This window comes from Octadecabacter sp. SW4, assembly GCF_008065155.1.
In the GTDB taxonomy this organism is placed as follows: domain Bacteria; phylum Pseudomonadota; class Alphaproteobacteria; order Rhodobacterales; family Rhodobacteraceae; genus SW4.
Map to the genome: position 1 here is coordinate 634,534 of NZ_CP042819.1, position 22,166 is coordinate 656,699.

A 22,166-nucleotide genomic window follows, 5' to 3' on the forward strand; every position below is an offset into this window, starting at 1 on the left:
CATTCCGACACCTTCAGGGCACCGTCACACTGTCAAACATATGCAGAAATGGCTGGCTGGGATGGTAGGATTCGAACCTACGGTACACTGTACCAAAAACAGTTGCCTTACCACTTGGCTACATCCCAGCAGCGAGGCGGGTGATACGCCACGCGGGCGCGGTGATCAAGCCCGTTTCGCGCGAAAATTCCAGCTATTCCTTGAGGGCATCCTCGCGTAGCAGGTCTTCGCCTTCCCCGTCTTCGCGTTCGGCGTCGATCATCCGGTCCAGCGCATTTTCCTGTGCCGCATCCACGGATCCCGGAGTCAGGGATTCGGGTGCAGGGGCAGGGGCGGATTTGGCCCTGGTGCCCTTGGTTTGTGCGGCCGTAGGTGGTTCGGCCCCGTCCAGCCTGATCGTGTAGGTCGTATCGGGAATCGCGACCCCAGACGCGATGATCGCCCCTTTGACGAGGCGCAATGCCTCGCCGCGCGCTGCCACAAGCGAGGTTTCGTTCTGGTCGATCCAGCCGGTGACGATTACCTCGACGCCTGCATCGGTGATATCGCCCAGCCAGACAGAGACAGCCGGTTCATCAAGGATGAAGGGCAAGGCCTGCACCGTGTCGGCGGCAAGGCTGCGCACGGCAGCAAGATCAGCGGCGGACTCCACACCGATGGTGAACTGAAAACGGCGTTCGCGGTTCAGGGAAAAGTTGATGATCCGGCTTTTGAACACTGTCGCATTGGGGATACGGATGTGATTGCCGTCAAACGACAACAGGATCGTGGCGCGGCTGGTCAGGCGGATCACCTTGCCCTGATCGCCGTTGATTTCCACGACATCGTTGGGCCGGAACGGCTGGCGGATTGACAGCATCACCGATGCGATAAAGTTTTCGACCGTGTCGCGCACGGCAAAACCGATCGCCAGACCGATCAGGCCCGCTGCGCCAAGGATCGTCGACAGCAGTGCCGTGGCGTTCATGATGTCCAGCGCAATGACAATTCCGCCTACCACAAAGGCGATGCGCACAAGGGTGCGGAACAGATCGGCGATAAAGGCATTGGGCGCGAGCCGCGCCCAGGGCTGGCGCATTCGTGCAATCCAAAACCCGAAGAATATGATCACCGCAAAGACCGTCAGCGCAATCACAAGGATCGGCAAAAAGATGATGAACTGATCCAGTCGCGCCGTGAACCGTTCCACGGCCGGGTTCAGGCGGCGGGCGATATCGGCGGTTTCGGTGACGTTGTTCTTGATCGCGACCACACCCTCGACCCGGTTCACAAGGGTTTCGAGGCTTGCGGCTTCGGCGGCCGAATTGGTGGTGCCACGCAGGGTGACGATGCCTTCGTTGACGGTGACGGTCACATCGTCGAAACCGCCCAGTTCGCCCAGAATTTCACGCAAGCGCACCGCCATATCGGCATCGGTCTGCGCCGTGACATCGGTGGAAATCGTGCCTGTCGGGGCCTCGCCGGTGGCGCCCTGGGCCAGCGCGGGCAGGGCCATGAACAAGGTCAGGGCCAGGGCAGCCAATAGGCGGAAAATACGCATTGGATCATCACTTGGGTTGCAAATTTGTGATGATCCTAAGGGGCTGCACGGGCAAGGCCAAGCCCCTAGAGGCGGATCGGATCTTCCTTGGCCAGTTTGTCAAATGCCATCAGCGAGGACATCAGCGCGTCCATTTGATCAAGCGGGATCATGTTAGGCCCATCAGAGGGTGCCGTATCGGGCGCTTCGTGGGTTTCGATGAACACCGATGCGATGCCCAAGGAGACCGCCGCGCGGGCCATGACGGGGGCAAATTCGCGCTGTCCGCCAGAGCTGCCGCCCATGCCGCCGGGCTGTTGCACCGAATGGGTTGCGTCCATCACCACGGGGTATCCCGTGGCGGCCATCTGTGGCAGGCTGCGCATATCGGCCACAAGCGTGTTGTAGCCAAAGGAAGTGCCCCGTTCGGTCAGCAGGATGCGGGTGTTGCCGGTGCTTTCGATCTTGGACACGACGTTGGGCATGTCCCAAGGGGCAAGGAACTGCCCCTTCTTGACGTTGATCACCGCGCCGGTTTCGCCTGCCGCCAAAAGCAAATCAGTTTGACGGCACAGGAACGCGGGGATTTGCATCACATCGCAGACCTGCGCCACAGGCGCACATTGATCGACGTTGTGAATGTCTGTCAGCACGGGGCACCCCAGTTCCGCCTTGACCTGCTCCATCACGCGCAAGCCTTCGTCGATGCCAAGGCCGCGCTTGCCCGACAGGGAGGTGCGGTTGGCCTTGTCAAAACTGCCCTTGAAGATGAACTGCGCGCCGGTCCTGGCGCATACCTTTGCCATATGGCTGGCAATCATCAGGGCGTGCTCAATGCTTTCCAACTGGCAGGGGCCAGCGATCAGGGTCAGGGGACGGTCGTTGGAAACCGTCAAAGCACCGATGGAAACGTCATTCATGAGCTGACCTGTTCGCGAAGGATTGAGGCAGTAAGCGATATCATCAGGTAAATGCCCGAAAAGATCAGGAAGGCCAACACCGTGTTTTCAAACGCTTTGGGATAGGTCGCCTCATCCGGAGCGATGGGTTCAACGCCCAGGGACAGATAGCGGACCTGGCGGTTGGCTTCGATCCGCGCACTTTCCATTTGCGCAAGGGCCTGTTGCACCAGCACGGTCTGGAAGTTGTAGTTTTCCTCGGCCTCGCGCAGGCGGGCGGTCACACTGCTGAGGGACGCGGTATCGCCCGAGGCTTCGGTCAACTGACTACGCAGGATTTCGATCTGTTCGTTCAGCCGGTCCACCTCGGCGCGCAGGGCGTTCACCCGCGCCTCGTTCGGGCGGCGGTTGTCCAGCATCGAGGCAAGCTCGATCGATTTGGCGTCCAGTTCGATTTCCAGCGTGGTAATCCGCTGTTGCAGCGCAGCGGCAGCGGCCAGCGGGTCCAGCGTGGTCGTTTCGCCCTGAATGCGCGCCAGTTCGGCCAAAGCCTCGGCGCGGCGCGCTTCGGAGGCTTCGTAGCTGGCCATAGCGCCCGCCATCTGATCCGCGCGCAGGCGCTGGGTCAGTTGATCGACCTGCTCTTCCGCGTAATCGATCAATGCTTCGGAAAACGTCTGACTAGCCTCGGGAGTGGCGGCGATGACCTCCATCTTGAGGATACCTTCGGTCGGGTCATAGCCGATTTTGACGTTGCTTTGATAAAGGCCGTAGGCGTCCTCGTTCGTGGCCCCTTCGGGCAGGCGTTGAATGGCGTCGATGTTGGGATCGCTGAAGTGTTCGATGAATCCGTGGTCCTGATCCAGACGCACCATCGCGGCGCGCGACGTCAGATAGGATTGCACAGTCGTGCTGTCCTGTTGCGTGGCCATGCCGGTGCCCTGAAACAATCCGCCAAGACCCGCCGCACCCTGTGGTTCGGCCTGCTGGATCACGAATTCGGCCTTGGTTGCGTACATCGGCGTGGCGACGACATAGAAATACCATGCGGCCGCAAGGGTCGGCAGGAAGACGAACATGCCCAGCCGCGAGAACAGCATCACGAGGCTCTTGCGGCGACGGCGCGCGATGTCGCGCTGGATTTTCATGATCTCGCCCGCGCGCTGTTCGGCGGGGTTGGCCCGCTCGGTCGAGGGTAGCATCTGCTTTTTCTGGATCGTCTGGGGCAGTTGCACCCGGCCCTGACCATCGCCGGTTTCCTGGGGCAAACCACCCCGGCCCCCGCCATTGCCCTGACCACCACCAGCGGCGCTGGGGTCCATTCCGGGGCCGACACCGGGTGCGGTGCCGTCATCAGGCACGACAAGTTCAAGAATATTGGCGCGCTGGAACGGATCGACCCCTCGGGCGCGCAACTGGCGCACGGCGTCGAAATCGGATGTGACGGCCAGCCCCTGTTTCTGGGCCACGCGGCGCGCCATGCGCAACTGCCGCCCTGTCAGCCCTTCCTTGCGGATCGCGTCCATGTCCCCTTCGGCGGCGACAGTCGCGGCGCTGTCCACCTGACCGCTGCGCGCGGTTGGCTGATCGTCGGGCTGTTGCGCATCGTCACGCGCAGCTCCGCCGTCGGTGGCGGGGCCACCTGACCGCTTGATACGGAACTTTCTAGCCCTGGGTTTCGTAGTCATAGAGCTGTTTCGCTTCTTCCAAGGTGTCGAACATGTGCAATTTGCCGCCCAGCAGCACCGCCGCCGAGCGGGCAAATCGTTCGAGTGTTTCTGGCTGGTGCGACACGATGATGACCGTGGTCGTTTGCAGCCGTTCGCGCAAGACTTCGCCGGCCTTGCGATTGAATTCCTGATCCGTGGTCTGCGGCATCCCTTCGTCGATCAGATATATATCAAAATCAAGGGCAAGCATCAGCGAAAACGTAAAACGCGCGCGCATCCCCTGACTATAGGTGCCCACAGGCATGTCGAAGTATTCGTCGATCCCCGAAAGCCAACGGCAAAACGCCTCGACATAGTCGGGATCAAGGCCATAGAGGCGCGCGATATAGCGGCTGTTTTCGCGCGCCGTGTGCCGGTTCACGACCCCGCCCATGAACCCCAGCGGAAACGAGATGCGCGAGGTGCGGCGAATTACGCCTTCGTCCGGTTTTTCAAGGCCGGCCATCATGTTGATCAGCGTGGTTTTACCGGTGCCGTTTGGGGCAAGAATGCCAAGCGAATTTCCGACCTCCACGCGAAAAGAGGCGCGATCAAGGATCACCTTGCGCTGCTTTCCTGTCCAAAAGGACTTACTGACGTTCTCAAACTCGAGCATTACTCGTTTTGGCCTCGTGCGCCCCGTCCTTAAAATGGCCGATGGCTGTTAACACCAGATGAGCGGGTGCTATTTACCGCCTTTATGTCGGATCAACGGCGCTAAATACAATGAAAATTGGAAAACCGCGCCCGTTTGTGCGGGGATTTGTGGCATCTGCGGCGATTTTGCGTGGTTTCTGTTCCCCCAAGGCGCGTTTGCGCGCTAGGACAGGGCATGGGTGACCTTGCCACAACCATCGCCGGCTGCCGGATCTGTGCGGACCGTTTTGCGGCCACCGCCACCGCCCACAGCCCGCGCCCCGTGCCGTGGTTTCGTGCCGGTGCGCGCCTGTTGATCGCGGGGCAAGCGCCGGGCGCGCGGGTCCACGACAGCGGACGCCCCTTTGACGATGCATCGGGGGAGCGGTTGCGCGACTGGCTGGGGCTTGAGCGGCCGCAGTTTTACGACCGCACGCGCGTGGCCATCGTGCCGATGGCGTTTTGTTTCCCCGGATACAACGCGCGGGGGGCTGACCTGCCGCCGCCCGCGATCTGTGCGCAGACGTGGCGCGGGCAGGTGATGGCGGCGCTGGGCGATATGCCGCTGACGGTGCTGGTGGGCGGGCATGCGATGCGCTGGCACCTGGGCGCGGGGCGGGTCGATGACCGGGTGCGCGCATGGCGTGACCACGCGCCGCGCGTGTTTCCCTTGCCACATCCGTCGTGGCGCAATACCGCTTGGCTGCGCCGCAATCCGTGGTTCGAAGCAAAGGTGCTGCCCGCCCTACGCGCGCGGGTGCAAGAGGTATTGGCATGAGCGAAACAGCGACCCAGATAGATCAGGCCCATGCGCTGATGGAGCAATCAGGTGATGATGCCGCACGGTTGCGGTTTTACGAGCGCCTTGCCGATGGCGAACTGTTGATCCTGCTTGACGCTGAACCTGTGGGCGAAACGATCAAACCTGCGCTGTTTCCGGTCGAGGACCAGACATTTGTGCTGGTGTTTGATCGCGCCGAGCGGTTGGCGGAATTTGTCGGCAAGGTTGCCCCCTATGCGGCCATGTCGGGGCGCGCTTTGGTGGCGATGCTGGCGGGGCAGGAGATTGGCATGGCGCTGAACCCCGACGTCGCGCCCTCGTCCATTCTGATCCCGGCAGAGGCCGTGGACTGGCTGGCGCAAACCCTTGGGAACGGTCCTGATCAGGGCGAGGCGCGGATCGTTGAGGTGCGTGCCCCCACCGGACTGCCCGAGGAGTTTATCACAGCCCTTGATCGCAAACTGGCCAGTGCCGCCGGGCTGGCGCGGTCGGCCTATCTGGTCGGGGCGACCTATGACGGCGGGGCACAGGGGCATTTTCTGGCCTTTGTCGATGCGATTGAACCCGCCCAAGGCGCGCTGGCCACTGCGGTGAGCGAGGCGCTGACCTTTTCGGGGATCGCGGCGGGTGCGCTTGATGTGGGGTTTGTCGCATCAACGGATGCGATGGCCGCGCGTCTTGCCCGGGTTGGCTTGCGCTTTGATCTGCCTGTGCCCGAAACCCCCGCTACCCCGGGCGCGAACCCCGGCATGGACCCGTCCCGCCCCCCGAAGTTAAAATGAGCGGCTGCGCCGCGCGCCCTGTTTTGTCGGGGCCTTGCCCCCTTGGCCTGCGGCCAATTCCCCCAGAGTATTTCCAAACAGAAGAAGGCCTTAGTAGCCGCGTTTCCGGTTGACGAGGTTCTTCATTGGCTGGCCGTTTTCGCAGCGCGCGATGTTTTGTGCGATGACGTTTGCAGCACTTGAGGGCCGCGTTTGCGATGCAATATGCGGCGTGACCGTGACTTTGGGGTGGGCCCAGAAGGGATGGTCGGCGGGCAGGGGCTCGTGGCGAAAGACGTCAAGCGTGGCGTGGGCAATGCGACCGCTGTCAAGGGCTGCGCGCAGTGCCCCGTCGTCGATCAGCGCTCCGCGTCCCGGGTTGATCACAAAGCCCCCATTGGCCAGGTGGGCGATCCGTTCGGCGTTGATCAGATCGTGGGTAAGCGGGGTCAGTGGCAACAGCAGGATCAGGATTTCGGCATCCGTGAGCGCCTGATTCAGGCCGGCGCTGCCATGCAGACAGGTGATCCCCTCGACGGTTTTGACCCCGCGTGACCAGCCGGTGACCGGAAACCCCAAATTGGCGAGCGCCTGTCCGCAGGCCGCTCCCAATGCCCCGAGGCCAAGGATCGTCACGGGCCGGTCTCTGGCCAGAGGCGGCACGTGATCACGCCAGATGCCGTCCTGGCCGTGGATATGGGTATCCATCCCGAGGTGATGGCGCAGGGTGTGCCCGACGACCCATTCGACCATGCCCTGCGTCAGTCCCGGATCAACAAGGCGCGCAAGCGGTTGGCTCAGCGTGTCGTTGGTGACGATGGTTTCAACGCCCGCCCAAAGGCTGAGAACGGCTTTGCAACGGGTGAAGGGCGTGAAATCGGTCAGCGCCGCATTGGGGGCATAGATGATGTAATCGACAACTGCGGGGTCATGGTCGCGCGACAGGTCGGCGCGCAGCCCCGCCTGTTCAAACGCCTGCGTCAGAGCGTCTTTGTAATCGTCCCACAGGTGATCAGGGGCCGAGAAAAGAATGTTGCGCGCCATGTCTTAGCGGGGCCTGTGCACATGTGCGCTTTGGACCAGCCCAAAGCCTGCCAGCAGCACCAGCATCGCCGAGCCGCCGTAGCTGACCAGCGGCAGCGGCACACCCACGACTGGCACGAGACCCATGACCATCGCCATGTTCACCGCGAAATAAAGAAAGAACGTCATCGCAACGCCCAGCGTCACAAGGCTGGCAAAACGGTCCTTGTTCTGCATGGCCGAACTGACGGCAAATAGAGTGATCAACGTATAAAGGACCAACAATGCGAAGGCCCCGACAAAGCCAAATTCCTCGGCCAGTGTCGTAAAGATAAAATCGGTTTCCTTTTCAGGTATGAAGTTGAGCCGTGATTGCGTGCCCTGCATGAAACCCCGTCCCGTCCAGCCGCCCGAGCCAAGCGCAATTTTTGCCTGCGTGATATTATAGCCTTCGGCCAAGGGGTTTGCGGTTGGATCAAGAAAGGTCTCGATCCGGTCATACTGGTAGTTCTCAAGGATTTGCCACGATGTGCCTTGCGACTTGAACACCCCCACAATCGCACCGATCCCTGCGGCGATTACCCCCGCGAAATAGGCCCAGTGAACGCCGGCCAGAAACATCATCGTCCCGCCGCCCATCATCAACAAGAGCGCGGTGCCAAGGTCGGGCTGACGCACCACCAGAAAGACCGGAATGAGGGTCAAGACGACCGGCACAATCACCCAGAACAGGCGCGATGTCTTTTCAATCGGGAGCCAGTCATAATAGGCGGCCAAGATCATCACGAGGGCAATTTTCATCAACTCGGAGGGTTGCAGAACCATAAATCCGACGTCGAGCCAGCGTTGCGCGCCGCCGCGCGTGATTCCGATAAATTCAACCAATATCAATAGGATAATCGACAAGATAAAGGCCATCACCGCCATATTGCGCCAAAACCAGATCGGCACCATCGCAATCCCCAGCATAACCGCGATGCCAAGACCAAAGCGGATCATCTGCGGGCGCACCCAGGGGTCAATCGATCCGCCCGCAACAGAATAGAGCATCAGAAACCCGGCCGAGGCGACTGCCGTCAGCAAGACGATGATGGGCCAGTTCAGGTGCAGCAGCTTGCGAAAGCCGCTGGGCACAAATTTGGCCTGATACTCGAGATAACTCATGCGTCACGCCCGATCAGTTGAGGGTGGGGGGACGATGTCGCGTAGTTCAAGCGTGCGCTGTTGTTCGGCGATCCGATCGCGCGCGCTGGCGGGATAGGCAGTGAGCGGCGGGGTGCCATCATAAAGCGCCTGAAGCAGAATATCGCGGGCGACCGGTGCTGCGGCCGTCGATCCGCCGCCACCATGTTCCACGACCACCGCGACCGCATATTTTGGATTCTCGAAGGGTGCGAAACTGACGTATAAGGCGTGATCGCGCCGCTCCCAAGGCAGGTCGGCGTTACTGATCACGCCCGCCGCGCGTTCTTCGGTGGTGATGCGGCGCACCTGGCTGGTGCCGGTCTTGCCCGCCATACGAAAGGCGTCTTCGACGATACGTGACCCGAAAGCGGTGCCGCGATTGTTGTTGGATACCGAATACATGGCCTGGCGAATGCGGCGCAAAAAGTTCTCGTTCAAGTCCAGCGGTTCACCCGCGCCCGAGGGCTGTTCAACCCCGTCAATCGCGTGCACAAGGCGCGGCGTGACAGAACGTCCCGTCGCAATCCGCGCGGTCATGACAGCCAGTTGCAGCGGCGATGCAAGCACATAACCCTGTCCGATTGCCGCGTTCACCGTATCCCCGATGCGCCACTCTTCGCCGTGCAATCCGGCCTTCCAGGCCTTGTCTGGTGCCAAGCCGCCTGAAATGGCCGAAAGCGGTACATCGTGGCGGACGCCGATCCCGAATTTACGGGCCATTTCCGCCATTTTGTCGATCCCGACGCGCTGGGCGATCTCGTAGTAAAAGACATCGCAGCTTTGGGCCAGGCCATCATGCAGGTTCATATTGCCGTGCCCTGCGCGTTTCCAGCAGTGAAAGCGCGTGCCCGACACGTCGATGTAGCCGCGACAAAAGATGGTTTCTTCGGGGTCAATATCGCCGTTTTCCAGTGCGGCCATTGCCGTGACCATCTTGAATGTCGACCCGGGCGGGTAGGCACCCTGCACCGCCTTGGCCGACAGGGGCAGGTATTTGTCTTCGTTCAGCGCGCGCCAGTCGGCCCCCGAGATCCCGCGCACGAACAGGTTTGGATCAAACGACGGCGCCGAGCCAATCGCCCGCAGATCGCCGTTTTCCACGTCAATCACCACCGCGGCGGCGCTTTCGCCCTGCATCCGAACCTGGATGTAGTTTTGCAAACGTGCATCGACAGTCAGTTGCAGGTTGGCACCCGGTATACCCTCTTGACGGTCGAGTTCGCGCATGACGCGCCCGACCGCGTTCACTTCGATACGGCGGCTACCAGCGGACCCGCGCAATGCGGACTCCATCTTGTTTTCAACGCCGGTCTTGCCAATCTGAAAGCGCGGAATCCGCAACAGTGGGTCATTATCGTCGGTTCGGCTCAGGTCGTAGTCACTGACGGGACCGACATAGCCGACCACATGCGCCATGTCCGATCGCATCGGATAGCCGCGCGACAACCCGACCTCGGCGATCACACCGGGGAGGGCAGGGGCGTTCACGGTGACTCGGGTGATGTCTTCCCATGACAGACGATCGGCAATGGTGACGGGCACAAAGGCCGACCGGGCGAGTTCCTCGAGCGCGTTCTCAATGGCTTCGGGCGGCAGTGGCACAAGGCGCGACAGGCGGGCCAGCACATCTTCGACATCACCGGCATCTTCGCGCACCATCACGATACGGTAGTTCTGATCGTTCGCAGCCAGCGGTATGCCATTGATATCAAAAATCAAACCGCGGGGGGGCGCCAATAGGTGAATGTTGATCCGGTTTTCATCCGCCAGCAGGCGATACTGGTCGGCCTGTTCGATCTGCATGGACCGCATCCGCAAACCAAGCGCACCAACCACACCAAGCTGCGCAGCACCCAACACAAGCGCCCTGCGGCTGATCTTGCGGGCACTTTCGGAGGTATCTTTTGGTGTGCGTCTCATATGCGGTGCCCCCGTGAATCTACCGCCCCGGCGGCGGGGCGGCTGACCCCGAACACGGCATGCGACAGACCGACTACGACCGGATAGGACAGGATTGTCAGCACTGTCTGCGTCAATGTCAAACTAAACGGCGCTTGGGGGACCAGCAGGACGGCAAGGATGGCGTAATAGGTGACAGTGATTCCGACGATCCCCGCCGCTACAGTGGCCCATTCGACCGGAAACGGCATGGAGCGCAGACCGGTAGCCCGCGCGCGCAGCATTTCGGTCAGGATCAGCACAAGCGCGGTCCAAAGTCCCGGCGGGCGCTGAAACAGCAAATCGGCCAACAGGAAGACAGCGGCAATCAAAAGGGCGGGCACATAGTCAGGGCGCCGCGCCGCCCAGGTCAGGACCAGACCGAGCATGGCATCAGGAAAGCCGATGCCGCGTGGCATGGTCTGAAGCGGCAAAAGCTGCACGAAGATGATCACGATGCACAGCGCTACGAAAATCGCGCGCCCCATCCAGATTTGCGTGGTCGGAGAGTCAGCCATCGGTGGCCTCTTCTTCGGGATCGACTTCGATGGGAGGTTCGGCGGCTGGCAGGACGGGCGGTTCGACAGGGGCGATCAGCGCGCCCGTGTCGCTGATCCGCTCGGCTTGTTGGCTGCGCAGCACACGCAGGAATTCAAGGCGTTCGTAGTCCGCCGACAAACGCACGCGCAGGCGGCGATCATTACCAAGCGCCACACGCCCGACCAGCAAATCGGCAGGAAATAACCCGCCATCGCCTGAACTAATGACGCGATCACCCGGGCGCACGGCGTCCGGAACCTCAAGAAATTCGATCGGCGGATTGATGGTATTGTCGCCCGCCAGCACCGCGCGCTGACCCGAAGGCTGGATCGTCACCGGAATCCGGCTCGAGGTGTCCGTCAGCAGGATCACGCGGCTGGTGGTTTCGCCCACGCCGCTGATTCGCCCCACAAGGCCGATCCCGTCCATTGTCGGCCAGCCATCCAGAATGCCATCGCGCGCACCCACGTTCAGCAATACCGATTGGCGAAACGGCGAGCCGCTGTCGGCCAGCACGACGCCGGTGACATGCGTGATCTGCGGGTCAAGGCGCACGTTGTTCAGGTCTCGCAGCTTGGCGTTTTCCTGTTCCAGTTGCAGGGCCGCCTCGCGCCATGCGCGCATTTGCTGCAGTTCACGGCGCAGGTCGCGGTTTTGCTCGGCAATCCGTCGATAACTTTGAAAGTCGGCGATCAGGTTCACGGTGCCGGTCACCGGTGCCATGGCCCAATCAAACGATGGCACGACGCGGTCGATAACGGCCGCGCGGAACCGTTCCACGCGCGGGCTGTCGATCCGCCAGATCAAAAAGACGGCGAACATGAACAGCACCAGCACGCCGACCAGAAGCCTGCGCAGCGGGTTGATGTAGTCTTCGTTGTTGTGCCGGTCGCGTGCCAAGGGTGGCTTACCCCCCTCGTATTAGATTAACTGTCGTAATCTATGACATGGCGGAGCTGTTTTTCATACTCCAGTGCCTTGCCGGTGCCCAGCGCCACGCAATTGAGCGACTCGTCAGCGACCGAAATCGCAAGGCCGGTCTGTTCGCGCAGCGCCAGATCAAGCTCGCCCAGCAGCGCACCGCCACCCGTCAGCATGACGCCACGGTCGACAATATCAGCCGCCAAGTCGGGCGGGGTCGCCTCAAGCGCGGTCATTACCGCCTCGCAGATTTGCTGCACAGGTTCGGCCAAGGCCTCGGCGACCTGGGCCTGGGAAATCTCGGTTTCCTTGGGCACGCCGTTCAAAAGGTCGCGACCACGGATCTGCATCGAGGCCCCGCGGCCATCGTCGGGCATCCGCGCCGTGCCAATCGAGGTCTTGATGCGTTCGGCAGTGGATTCACCGATCAGCAGGTTATGCTGGCGGCGCAGATAGCTGATAATCGCCTCGTCCATGCGGTCACCACCGACGCGCACCGAACGGGCATAAACAATGTCACCCAGCGACAGCACGGCAACTTCGGTCGTGCCGCCGCCAATATCGACAACCATGTTGCCGGTCGGGTCGGTGATGGGCATGCCCGCGCCGATCGCGGCCGCAATCGGTTCGGCAATCAGGCCGGCGCGGCGGGCACCTGCGGACAGAACCGACTGGCGAATGGCGCGTTTTTCCACAGGTGTGGCGCCGTGGGGCACGCATACGATGATCTTGGGTTTGGAAAAGGTGGTGCGCTTGTGAACCTTGCGGATGAAATGTTTGATCATTTCTTCGGCGGTATCAAAATCGGCAATCACACCTTCGCGCATCGGGCGGATCGCCTGAATGGACCCGGGCGTGCGGCCCAGCATCAGCTTGGCGTCTTCGCCCACGGCCAGCACTTTCTTGACGCCGTCTTTCAAATGATAGGCAACCACGGAGGGTTCGGACAACACGATGCCCTTGCCACGCACATAAACCAGCGTATTCGCGGTCCCGAGGTCAATCGCCATATCTGACGAAAACAAGCTGCCCAAACCAAACATAGAAGTGTGTTCCCAATATTCCCTTACCCGCGACTCCCCTGTGGAGGCAGGCTGCGGGCCTTATAGGCGGGCTATCGAGGGGAGGGAAGGGGCATTGGCAGACACATTGGCGTGTTCTTGCCGGATCGTCGTGGCCGACCGATAAGGTCCGCCACGACCATGATTATTCGCCCGCGTCCGTATAGCGGATTTCCTTGATATCGGATCCCGGTGCAGATTTTTCGCGCCGCACCAGCAGGCGGTTCAGTGCGTTGATATAGGCCATCGCACTGGCCACAACGGTATCGGTATCCGCAGACTGGCCGGTCGCGATGCGCCCGTCTTCTTCCATGCGCACCGACACGGTGGCCTGGGCGTCAGTGCCCTCGGTCACGGCATGGACCTGATAAAGCTGCAAACGCGCATCATGGGGAAACAGCGCCTTGACGGCATTGAACGTGGCATCAACCGGACCGTCGCCGGTTGCGGATGTTTTGTGATCCTCGCCATCGATCTCGAGCACCATATCGGCCTTTTGCGGGCCATTCATGCCACAAACCACGGTCAGGTCTTTGAGCCTCAGGCGATCATCATCGCTGTTGTTCTGGCGGATCAGCGCGATCAGGTCGTCATCGAACACTTCTTTCTTGCGATCGGCCAGATCCTTGAAGCGCACAAAGATATCCTTGAGCTCGTTATCGCCCATTTCAAAGCCCAGCTTGGCCAGTTTGTCACGCAACGCCGCGCGACCGGAGTGTTTGCCCAGCGGCAAGGTCGTGCCCGACAGGCCCACATCTTCGGGTTTCATCACCTCGAATGTTTCACGGTTTTTCAGCATCCCGTCCTGATGGATGCCGCTTTCGTGGGCAAAGGCGTTCTTGCCGACGATGGCCTTGTTGAACTGCACAGGAAAGCCGCTGACCGTGGCGACGCGGCGCGAGATATTCATGATCTTGCGGGTGTCCACGCCCGTGTCATAGGGCATGATATCGTGGCGCACCTTGAGGGCCATGACGACTTCTTCCAAAGCGGTGTTGCCCGCGCGTTCGCCCAGGCCATTGATCGTGCATTCAATCTGGCGCGCGCCACCATTGACGGCGGCAAGACTGTTGGCCGTGGCCATGCCCAGATCGTTGTGACAATGGGTCGAGAAAACCACCGTATCTGCGTTGTCGACCTCGGCGATCAGCCGCGCGATAAGATCGGCGGATTCGACGGGTTCGGTATACCCGACGGTGTCGGGGATATTGATCGTGCTCGCACCCGCCCTGATGGCGATATCGACAGTGCGTTTCAGGAAGTCCCATTCGGTGCGCGTGGCATCCATCGACGACCATTGCACGTTGTCGCACAGATTGCGCGCATGGGTGACGCAGTCGTGGATGCGGTCAGCCATTTCATCCATCGTCAGGTTCGGGATGGCGCGGTGCAGCGGCGAGGTGCCGATAAAGGTGTGGATGCGCGGGGATTTGGCGTGTTTCACGGCCTCCCAGCAGCGGTCGATATCGTTGAAATTGGCGCGCGACAGGCCACAGATCGTGGCGGATGCGGCACGCTCGGCGATCTCACTGACGGCTTTGAAATCACCCTCGCTGGCGATGGGAAAGCCGGCTTCGATGATATCGACGCCCATATCGTCAAGCATTTCGGCGATTTCCAGCTTTTCGGCGTGGGTCATGGTTGCGCCGGGGGATTGTTCGCCATCGCGCAGGGTTGTGTCGAAAATCAACACGCGGTTCTTGTCGTTTGTCATTTGATTGGTCCTTTGATCCTTAGCTGAATGTCATGGCGCGAAACACCTCTGAGCGGTCGCGCCGACAGGCACGCTCAGAGGCAGCTAAGGAGAAGTAGCGCGCGCAGGGACAACCCACGGGGGGCAGTCAAAGGGGTATTTGGGCGCGTATCCATGGGGCGAACTATACAACGGACGCTTGGTTTGAAAAGGGGCAGTTTTGAAAAACTGCACATGATTATTTGTTTTGGGGCGCTGCCCCCTTGGCCCTTGGCCAATTCCCCCGGAGTATTTTTGAACAAAAGAAGCTGGACCTGCCGCGCGGCAGGTCTAGGTGGGGCAACATGGAAAATGCTTTGATTATTGGTGCCTCGGGCGGGATCGGTGCCGCGGTGGCGCAGGAACTGTCGGCGCGCGGTGTGGCCGTGACGGGCCTGTCGCGCAGCGTGGACGGGTTGGATGTGACCGACCCGCGGTCTGTCGCGCGGGTGCTGGGCGCGCTTGCGGGGCCGTTTGATGTCGTGTTCATCGCAGTGGGGGTATTGGCCCCGAAGGGCAGCGCGCCTGAAAAGTCGCTCGCTGCGGTTGATGCCGGGGCAATGGCGCAGGTGATGGCCCTGAATGCCATTGGTCCGGCGTTGGTTCTGGCGCAGGTGCCGCGCCTATTGCCCAAGGATCGCGCGTCGGTGGTGGGGGTATTGTCGGCACGTGTCGGGTCAATCGGGGATAACCAGATTGGCGGCTGGCATTCCTATCGCGCCTCCAAAGCCGCCTTGAACCAGATTGTGCATGGCGCGGCGATTGAATTGGCGCGGTCTCACAAAAAGGCGGTCTGTGTGGCCCTGCATCCGGGCACCGTGGCGACACCCTTTACCGCTGATTATGCGGGGCGGCACAGCACTGTTGCGCCCGCTGTGGCGGCGCGCAATCTGGTGGATGTCATGGCGGGATTGACTCCGCAGGATACGGGCAGATTCCTTGATTATGCGGGGAAGGCGGTGCCGTGGTGAGGCTGGTTCTGGTCCTTGGGGATCAGTTGAGCGAGGCGATTGCGGCGCTGCGTCAGGCGGACCCTGCGCGCGATATTGTCGTGATGGCCGAAGTCATGGGCGAGGCGGGCTATATCCCCCATCATCCCAAGAAGATCGCGTTGATTTTTGCAGCGATGCGCAAGTTTGCCGCCCGTCTTGAAGGGCAGGGCTGGACGGTGGCCTATACCCGTCTGGATGATGCGCAAAGCAGTGGCACGATTGCCGGTGAATTGCTGCGCCGTGCCGAAGAATTTGGTGCCGATGAGGCGATCGCGACGCAGCCGGGCGAATGGCGCGTGATTGCCGAACTGGATGCGGTGCCGCTGACCCTGCGCCAATTGCCCGATGACCGCTTTGTCGCAACGCAGGCAGAATTTGCCGCTTGGGCGAAGGGGCGCAAACAACTGCGCATGGAGTGGTTTTACCGCGATATGCGCCGCAAGACCGGTCTGCTGATGGAGGGTGATCAGCCCGCGGGCGGGCAGTGGAATTTCGATCAGGAAAACCGCAAGCCCCCACCGCAAGGCATTGATTACAAAGGCCCGATGCGGTTCACGCCCGATGAAACCGTGACCGGCGTTCTGGCGCTTGTCGGCGCGCGCTTTGCGGATAATTTCGGCAGTTTGGATGATTTCTGGTTCGCTACCGATCAGGGGCAGGCGCGCCAGCATCTGGCCCATTGGGTCCGGCATGGGTTGCCCAGGTTTGGTGACTATCAGGACGCGATGATGAGTGGCGAGAGGTTCCTGTATCACGCGATTGTCGGGCTATACCTGAACATCGGCCTGCTTGAGCCGATGGAGGTTTGCCAAGCCGTTGAAGATGCGTGGAAAAGCGGGGATGTGCCGATCAATGCCGCCGAAGGGTTCATTCGTCAGATCATCGGCTGGCGCGAGTATGTGCGCGGTATCTATTTCCTTGAGGGGCCGGAATATACTTCGCGTAACCTATTGAAACATAAGCGAGATTTGCCGGGGCTTTATTGGGGTGGCGCGACGCGGATGCGCTGCATGGCCCAGGCCGTAGGGCAGACCCGCGAGGAAGCCTATGCCCATCACATCCAGCGCCTGATGGTCACGGGCAACTTTGCCCTGCTGGCGGGGGTTGATCCGGCGCAGGTGCATGGCTGGTATCTGGCTGTTTATGCGGATGCTTTTGAATGGGTCGAGGCCCCCAACACAATCGGCATGAGTCAGTATGCCGATGGCGGGGTTGTCGCGTCAAAGCCTTATATTTCCAGCGGAAATTACATCAACAAGATGTCAGATTACTGTAAGGATTGCGCCTATCAGGTCAAGGACAAGACAGGGCCGGATGCCTGCCCGTTCAACCTGTTGTATTGGCATTTTCTGGACCGGCATCGCGGGCGGTTCGCGAACAATCCGCGCATGGCGAATATGTATCGCACCTGGGACCGGATGGCGGAAGACAAGCGTGAAACGGTGCTGGCGGATGCCGGTGCGTTTCTTGCGCGATTGGACGCGGGCGAGGCGGTTTGACGGGGAAAAGGCCCGTGTGGAAAGCGTATGGAACCCGTATGGAAAGCGTATGGGTCCGGTATGGCGTGTGGTAGTATGAATCCCGCCCTACAGGGTGGCGGAATACGGTTGGGGATGGCGGGATAAATCCCGCCCTACGGGGTTATTCGCTGGTCGGTTCGTCCTCGATAACCACACCGTCGGTTGCCGGGCTGGCCTCGCCTTGGGTGACGAGCGCGCCGTCTTGCCACGCTCCTGTTGCCGTTTCACCCGAGGCATAGCGCATCGTGCCATCGCCCTGACGGCGGCCTGCGCGGAACATGCCCTCGTAGACGTCGCCCGTGGCATAGGTCGCTACCCCGATGCCGCTGATTTCGCCGGTTTGCCATTGGCCTTCATAGGTAAAGCCGCCGACCATCGTCATTTTGCCGCGCCCGTGGCGCTGTCCATCAAGGAATTCGCCCTCGTAAACGGTGCCATCCGCATAGGTCGCGGTGCCGATGCCGTTGCGCTGCCCCTGAACCCAGGTACCGGCATAGGTATAGCCGTCGGCGTAGGTCATCGTGCCCTCGCCGTGGTAGGCGCCGGCCAGAAATTCGCCTTCGTAGACAAGGCCCGTGGCATAGGTGAACGTGCCGCTGCCTTCGATCACGCCGCCGCGCCAGTCGCCTTGATAGCTTGAGCCGTCCGCATAGGTATGGGTGCCTTTGCCATCCGGCAGGCCAGCGCGAAATTCGCCGTCATAGCTGGAACCGTCAGGATAGGTCACGACACCGATCCCTTCCATGTCGCCGCCGACCCAGGCGCCGATATAGGTATAGCCATCCGCGCCGCGAAACGTGCCCTGCCCGTGGCGCCGGTCATCGGCAAACGCGCCTTGATAGACATCGCCATTGGCGAATGTCAGCGTGCCCGTGCCCTGTTTCAGACCCGCGACCAGATCGCCTTCGTAGATATCGCCGTTGGGGCGCACGACGCGGCCCTGACCCTGAATGGCCCCCGCCGCCCATGTGCCGGAATAGACAAGGCCATCGGCCATCGTCAGCGTGCCTTCGCCTTCGCGTTCGCCGTCAACCAGCGTGCCATGATAGACCGCGCCATCGGGGTATGTGATCGTGCCCTCGCCCTGTTTGACGCCATTCACCCACGACCCTTCGTAGATGTAACCGGACGGGCTGCGCATGGTGCCCTGGCCGTGGTGCATGGCATTGCGCAATTCGCCTTCGTAGATCGTGCCGTTGGCGTAGCGCACGATGCCGCGGCCGGTCATTTTGCCATCGGTCCAGTCGCCTTCGTAGGTGCCGCCATCGGCAAAGACGATGGTCCCGAAGCCTTCGGGCTTGCCTAGGGCGAATTGCCCTTCATAGACCGCGCCGTTGGGATATCGTGCGGTGCCTTGTCCGCGAATTTCGCCTTCGAACCATTCGCCGGTATATTCATAGCCGTTGGGCAAGCGGTAGCTGCCCATCCCGTGTTGCAGGCCGTTCAGAAAGCCACCCTCGTAGACGCCACCATCGTCGTATTGCTTGACGGTGACGTCCTGCGCAAAGGCAGGGGCGGCGAACAACAGCGCGGCGATCAGGGGCAGGTGGCGATTCATATCTGTGCGGTCCTTGATATTCTTTGGCCAAGCTAATGGACGGGGCAGGGCCGTGCAACGGTGGAAAGGGTCACGTATCGCTGCAATCGGCTTCCCCTTGCCGGTTGTTCTGCTAAATGGAGGGTCAAGAACCAAGGATTGCTGCAATGACCGACCGATTTCGCCTGTCGCTGGCCCAGTTGAACCCCACCGTGGGTGACCTGAAGGGCAACGCTGCCAAGGCCCGCGATGCCTGGGAACAGGCACGGGCGGCGGGGGCGGATATGGTCATGCTGCCCGAGATGTTCATCACCGGTTATCAGGCGCAGGATCTGGTGTTGAAACCGGCCTTTACGCTGGCGGCGATGGATGCGGTCGCGGACCTGGCGCGTGATTGCGCCGATGGTCCGATGATCGCGATTGGCGGGCCATTGTCGGAACTGCCCAAGCTGCACAACGCCTATTTCATCCTGAAGGGTGGCGAGGTTCATGCCACGACCCGCAAATATTACCTGCCCAATTTCAACGTCTTTGACGAAGTGCGCCTGTTTTCGCGTGGCGACATGCAGGGCCCCTGGGACGCGGGCGCGCTGCGCATCGGCACGCCGATCTGCGAAGATGCCTGGTATGAAGATGTCTGCGAAGCGATGGTGGAAAGCGGGGCGGAAATGTTGCTCGTGCCCAACGGATCGCCCTATTTCCGCAACAAATACGATATTCGCCTGTCCAACATGGTAGGCCGCGTGATCGAAAATGACGTCCCGCTGGTTTATCTGAACCTTGTCGGCGGGCAGGATGATCAGGTGTTTGACGGAGGGTCGTTCGTGCTGAACCGTGGCGGCAAGCTGGCCGTGAAGCTGCCGTTATTTGACGAGGCCGTCGTGCATGTGGATTTCGTGCGGGATGCAGAGGGTTGGCGCGCTATTGAGGGTGACGTGGCGATTTTCCCCGACGATCTGGAGCAGGATTATCGTGTCATGGTCGAGGGTCTGCGCGATTACATGCGCAAGACGGGGTTCAAAAAGGTGCTGCTGGGGCTGTCGGGCGGGATCGACAGCGCGATTGTCGCCACGATTGCCGCTGATGCATTGGGGCCGGACAATGTGCGCTGTGTGATGCTGCCCTCTGAATATACCTCGCAATCCTCGCTGGATGACGCGGCAAAGGTCGCGGATGCGCTGGGCTGCTCATACGACACGGTGCCAATCGGTCCGACCCGTGCTGCCGTAACCGAGACCCTCGCGCCGCTGTTTGCCGGGCTTGAGGAAGGTCTGACCGAAGAAAACATCCAAAGCCGCATCAGGGGTCTGCTGCTCATGGCGCAGTCCAACAAGTTCGGCGAAATGCTGCTGACTACGGGCAATAAATCCGAGGTGGCCGTGGGGTATGCGACGATCTATGGCGATATGGCGGGCGGCTATAACCCGATCAAGGACATGTATAAAACGCGGGTGTTTGATGCCTGCCGCTGGCGCAACGTCCATCACCGCCCTTGGATGAAGGCACCTGCGGGGGAAATGATCCCCGAAAGTATCATCGACAAGCCCCCTTCGGCAGAATTGCGCGCCGATCAAAAGGATGCGGACAGCCTGCCGCCCTATGACGTGTTGGACGGTATTCTGACGCTGCTGGTGGACGAGGAAGCATCGGTGTCCGATTGCGTCGCCGAAGGCTATGATCGTGACACGGTCAAGCGAGTCGAACACCTGCTTTATATCAGTGAATACAAGCGCTTTCAGTCCGCTCCCGGCCCCCGCCTGTCCAAGCGCGCGTTCTGGCTGGATCGCCGCTATCCGATCGTCAACCGCTGGCGCGACGAGGGGTAGGGGCGAGCAGCGCAGCTAATGCACTCCGGCGGGCCTATGGCCGATCTGACCTCGCAGCGGACCCGCGCGATCGACCGAGATCGCTCAAAACGAGGTGGTTTCGCCGATATGTGCTAATATGCCCGCAGCACAGTGGGGGCGTCATGGCCAAAACACAGAACAAGACCCAAGTGAGCGATACAAACGTCGATGATTTCATCGCGGCGATCGACCATCCAGTGCGCCGTGCCGATGCGGTGGCGCTGAACGATATGTTCAAGCGTGTGACCGGTTGGCAGCCGCGCATGTGGGGACCGACGATCATCGGATACGGGCAGTATCACTACACCTACGATAGCGGGCGCGCGGGGGATATGCTGGGCACCGGATTTAGCCCCCGTAAGGCCAGCCTGAGCGTCTATATCCTGCCCGGATACAGCGATTTCAGCGATCATCTGGCGCGGTTGGGCAAGCACAGGATCGGCAAATCCTGCCTTTACATCAACAAGCTGGCCGATGTTGATATGGCGGTGCTTGAAGAGTTGGTGCGCGCGGGGCTGGACGATCTGGCGACCCGCTGGACTGTCACGGCGACCTAAAGCGCGCTGACCACGCAGTCATCAAGCAGGCGTAGGTAGTCGTCCTTGTGACAAAGCTGCGTGCCTTCGGTCATGACGGCGGCACTGGCGGCGGCTGAGCCGTGTTGCAGGGCCGTTGCGATGTCTGCGTCGCGCGCCAAAGCCATCGTGAACCCGCCGACGAAACTGTCTCCCGCGCCGACCTTGCTGCGGGTTTCAACCTTGGGCGCGACCACATGCAGGTGTTGCGTGCCGTCAGACAGAACCGATCCGTCCGCCCCGCGTGCGACGATCACCATTTGTCCCGCACCGCGCCGGACAAGGCTGGCGGCAAAGGCGGCGCTGTCCCGGCGCGAGGCCAGCGGGCGGCGGGCCAGCCCTTCGGCTTCGTGCTGGTCCATGCGCAACACCAGCGGTGGCCGGGCCTGTCCGGCGGCAAGGTGCGACAGGATCGGCCCCGAGGTATCAAGGATCACACGCACGTCCGTGTCGACAAAGTCCTGACAGATGCGCGCATAAAGATCAGGTGCCGCACCGTTTGGTCCGCTGCCCGACAGCACAAGGATGCTGTCATCGCGGGCTGCTTGGCGAATGGCGGTGCGGGCGGCATCGATATCGGCGGCTTCCCAATTGGGACCGGGCAACATGAACCGGTATTGGTCCATGCTGTGCAGGTCTGTCACCGCAAGGCTTTGGCGGGTTTCACTGGGCGCGGTATAGACGACCGGCGTAAGTCCGGCGTCATTCAACAGGTGTAGCAAGGCCTGCCCCGTATCACCCCCCAGCGCCACAAAGCACCGTGCCTGCCCGCCCAGTTGATGGATGGCGCGCGCAACGTTCAACCCGCCACCGCCCGGGTCCGTGACGGGGGGCGAACAGCGCAATTTGACGTTGGCGTGCACCTCGGAGACCGAGGTTGCAAGATCAAGCGCAGGGTTCAATGTCACTGTCAGAATATCATGCATCACGGCACCTTTCGCCAGCAAGGGTGCCAAACGGGTTGGGCCGTTGCAAGCAGAAATGATAGCG

General features: G+C 61.1%; 19 protein-coding genes and 1 tRNA gene. 6 read left to right on the forward strand and 14 right to left on the reverse strand.

Annotated elements, in window-relative coordinates; all coding sequences use genetic code 11:
- Positions 1-53 precede the first annotated feature (53 nt).
- The 5 genes from FTO60_RS03230 to FTO60_RS03250 form a co-directional block, all read right to left on the reverse strand.
- A tRNA-Gln gene (locus tag FTO60_RS03230) sits at positions 54-128 on the reverse strand.
- 65 nt (positions 129-193) lie between these two features.
- Positions 194-1,540 carry a mechanosensitive ion channel domain-containing protein gene (locus FTO60_RS03235; protein WP_148054622.1) on the reverse strand — a complete coding sequence of 449 codons (1,347 nt, stop codon included), beginning with the start codon at positions 1,538-1,540 and terminating at the stop codon, positions 194-196.
- A gap of 65 nt (positions 1,541-1,605) precedes the next feature.
- Positions 1,606-2,439 (reverse strand): 3-deoxy-8-phosphooctulonate synthase, encoded by an 834-nt coding sequence (gene kdsA / locus FTO60_RS03240; RefSeq protein WP_148054623.1) that lies wholly within the window; start codon positions 2,437-2,439, stop codon positions 1,606-1,608.
- On the reverse strand, positions 2,436-4,106 hold the full coding sequence (locus FTO60_RS03245; protein ID WP_148054624.1) for a capsule biosynthesis protein: 1,671 nt from the start codon (positions 4,104-4,106) through the stop codon (positions 2,436-2,438). Before FTO60_RS03245 ends, kdsA begins: the two co-directional genes overlap by 4 nt.
- A complete protein-coding gene (locus FTO60_RS03250) occupies positions 4,084-4,743 on the reverse strand; it encodes an ABC transporter ATP-binding protein (RefSeq protein ID WP_148054625.1) in 660 nt (219 codons plus the stop codon). Before FTO60_RS03250 ends, FTO60_RS03245 begins: the two co-directional genes overlap by 23 nt.
- A 216-nt stretch (positions 4,744-4,959) precedes the next feature.
- Here FTO60_RS03250 and FTO60_RS03255 point away from each other — a divergent pair, with 216 nt between their 5' ends.
- Both FTO60_RS03255 and FTO60_RS03260 read left to right on the forward strand, forming a co-directional pair.
- A complete protein-coding gene (locus FTO60_RS03255; protein ID WP_148054626.1) occupies positions 4,960-5,541 on the forward strand; it encodes a uracil-DNA glycosylase family protein in 582 nt (193 codons plus the stop codon).
- Positions 5,538-6,326 (forward strand): SseB family protein, encoded by a 789-nt coding sequence (locus tag FTO60_RS03260; RefSeq protein WP_148054627.1) that lies wholly within the window; start codon positions 5,538-5,540, stop codon positions 6,324-6,326. The genes FTO60_RS03255 and FTO60_RS03260 overlap by 4 nt, the downstream gene beginning before the upstream one ends.
- A 90-nt stretch (positions 6,327-6,416) precedes the next feature.
- Here FTO60_RS03260 and FTO60_RS03265 read toward each other — a convergent pair whose 3' ends face one another.
- The 7 genes from FTO60_RS03265 to FTO60_RS03295 form a co-directional block, all read right to left on the reverse strand.
- A complete protein-coding gene (locus FTO60_RS03265; RefSeq protein ID WP_148054628.1) occupies positions 6,417-7,349 on the reverse strand; it encodes a glyoxylate/hydroxypyruvate reductase A in 933 nt (310 codons plus the stop codon).
- Between the two features lie 3 nt (positions 7,350-7,352).
- Complete coding sequence (rodA, locus tag FTO60_RS03270) at positions 7,353-8,492, reverse strand: rod shape-determining protein RodA (RefSeq protein ID WP_148054629.1); 1,140 nt, start codon at positions 8,490-8,492, stop codon at positions 7,353-7,355.
- Positions 8,493-8,495: 3 nt separating this feature from the next.
- Entirely contained in the window at positions 8,496-10,433 is a 1,938-nt protein-coding gene (gene mrdA, locus FTO60_RS03275; protein WP_148054630.1) for a penicillin-binding protein 2, read from the reverse strand.
- Positions 10,430-10,969, reverse strand: a complete 540-nt coding sequence (locus FTO60_RS03280; RefSeq protein WP_148054631.1) for a rod shape-determining protein MreD — start codon at positions 10,967-10,969, stop codon at positions 10,430-10,432. Before FTO60_RS03280 ends, mrdA begins: the two co-directional genes overlap by 4 nt.
- Complete coding sequence (mreC, locus tag FTO60_RS03285) at positions 10,962-11,891, reverse strand: rod shape-determining protein MreC (protein ID WP_148054632.1); 930 nt, start codon at positions 11,889-11,891, stop codon at positions 10,962-10,964. The genes FTO60_RS03280 and mreC overlap by 8 nt, the downstream gene beginning before the upstream one ends.
- Before the next feature lie 26 nt (positions 11,892-11,917).
- Entirely contained in the window at positions 11,918-12,955 is a 1,038-nt protein-coding gene (locus tag FTO60_RS03290) for a rod shape-determining protein (RefSeq protein WP_148054633.1), read from the reverse strand.
- A gap of 163 nt (positions 12,956-13,118) precedes the next feature.
- Positions 13,119-14,687, reverse strand: coding sequence for a 2-isopropylmalate synthase (locus tag FTO60_RS03295; RefSeq protein ID WP_148054634.1), 1,569 nt, complete (start codon positions 14,685-14,687; stop codon positions 13,119-13,121).
- Positions 14,688-15,010: 323 nt separating this feature from the next.
- Between FTO60_RS03295 and FTO60_RS03300 the strand changes: the two genes are divergently transcribed.
- Together FTO60_RS03300 and FTO60_RS03305 are read left to right on the forward strand one after the other, a co-directional pair.
- Positions 15,011-15,676, forward strand: coding sequence for an SDR family NAD(P)-dependent oxidoreductase (locus tag FTO60_RS03300; RefSeq protein WP_148054635.1), 666 nt, complete (start codon positions 15,011-15,013; stop codon positions 15,674-15,676).
- Entirely contained in the window at positions 15,670-17,196 is a 1,527-nt protein-coding gene (locus FTO60_RS03305; protein ID WP_148054636.1) for a cryptochrome/photolyase family protein, read from the forward strand. The genes FTO60_RS03300 and FTO60_RS03305 overlap by 7 nt, the downstream gene beginning before the upstream one ends.
- Positions 17,197-17,338: 142 nt before the next feature.
- Here the strand turns inward: FTO60_RS03305 and FTO60_RS03310 are convergent, their stop codons facing one another.
- A complete protein-coding gene (locus tag FTO60_RS03310; protein WP_148054637.1) occupies positions 17,339-18,775 on the reverse strand; it encodes an MORN repeat-containing protein in 1,437 nt (478 codons plus the stop codon).
- Positions 18,776-18,921: 146 nt separating this feature from the next.
- Between FTO60_RS03310 and FTO60_RS03315 the strand changes: the two genes are divergently transcribed.
- Positions 18,922-20,580: an NAD+ synthase gene (locus FTO60_RS03315; protein ID WP_148054638.1), complete on the forward strand. Its 1,659-nt coding sequence runs from the start codon at positions 18,922-18,924 to the stop codon at positions 20,578-20,580.
- A 143-nt stretch (positions 20,581-20,723) separates the two neighbouring features.
- Complete coding sequence (locus tag FTO60_RS03320) at positions 20,724-21,158, forward strand: DUF1801 domain-containing protein (protein WP_148054639.1); 435 nt, start codon at positions 20,724-20,726, stop codon at positions 21,156-21,158.
- Here the strand turns inward: FTO60_RS03320 and FTO60_RS03325 are convergent.
- Positions 21,155-22,102, reverse strand: coding sequence for a 1-phosphofructokinase family hexose kinase (locus FTO60_RS03325; RefSeq protein WP_148054640.1), 948 nt, complete (start codon positions 22,100-22,102; stop codon positions 21,155-21,157). The genes FTO60_RS03320 and FTO60_RS03325 overlap by 4 nt on opposite strands.
- Between the last annotated feature and the right edge of the window lie 64 nt (positions 22,103-22,166).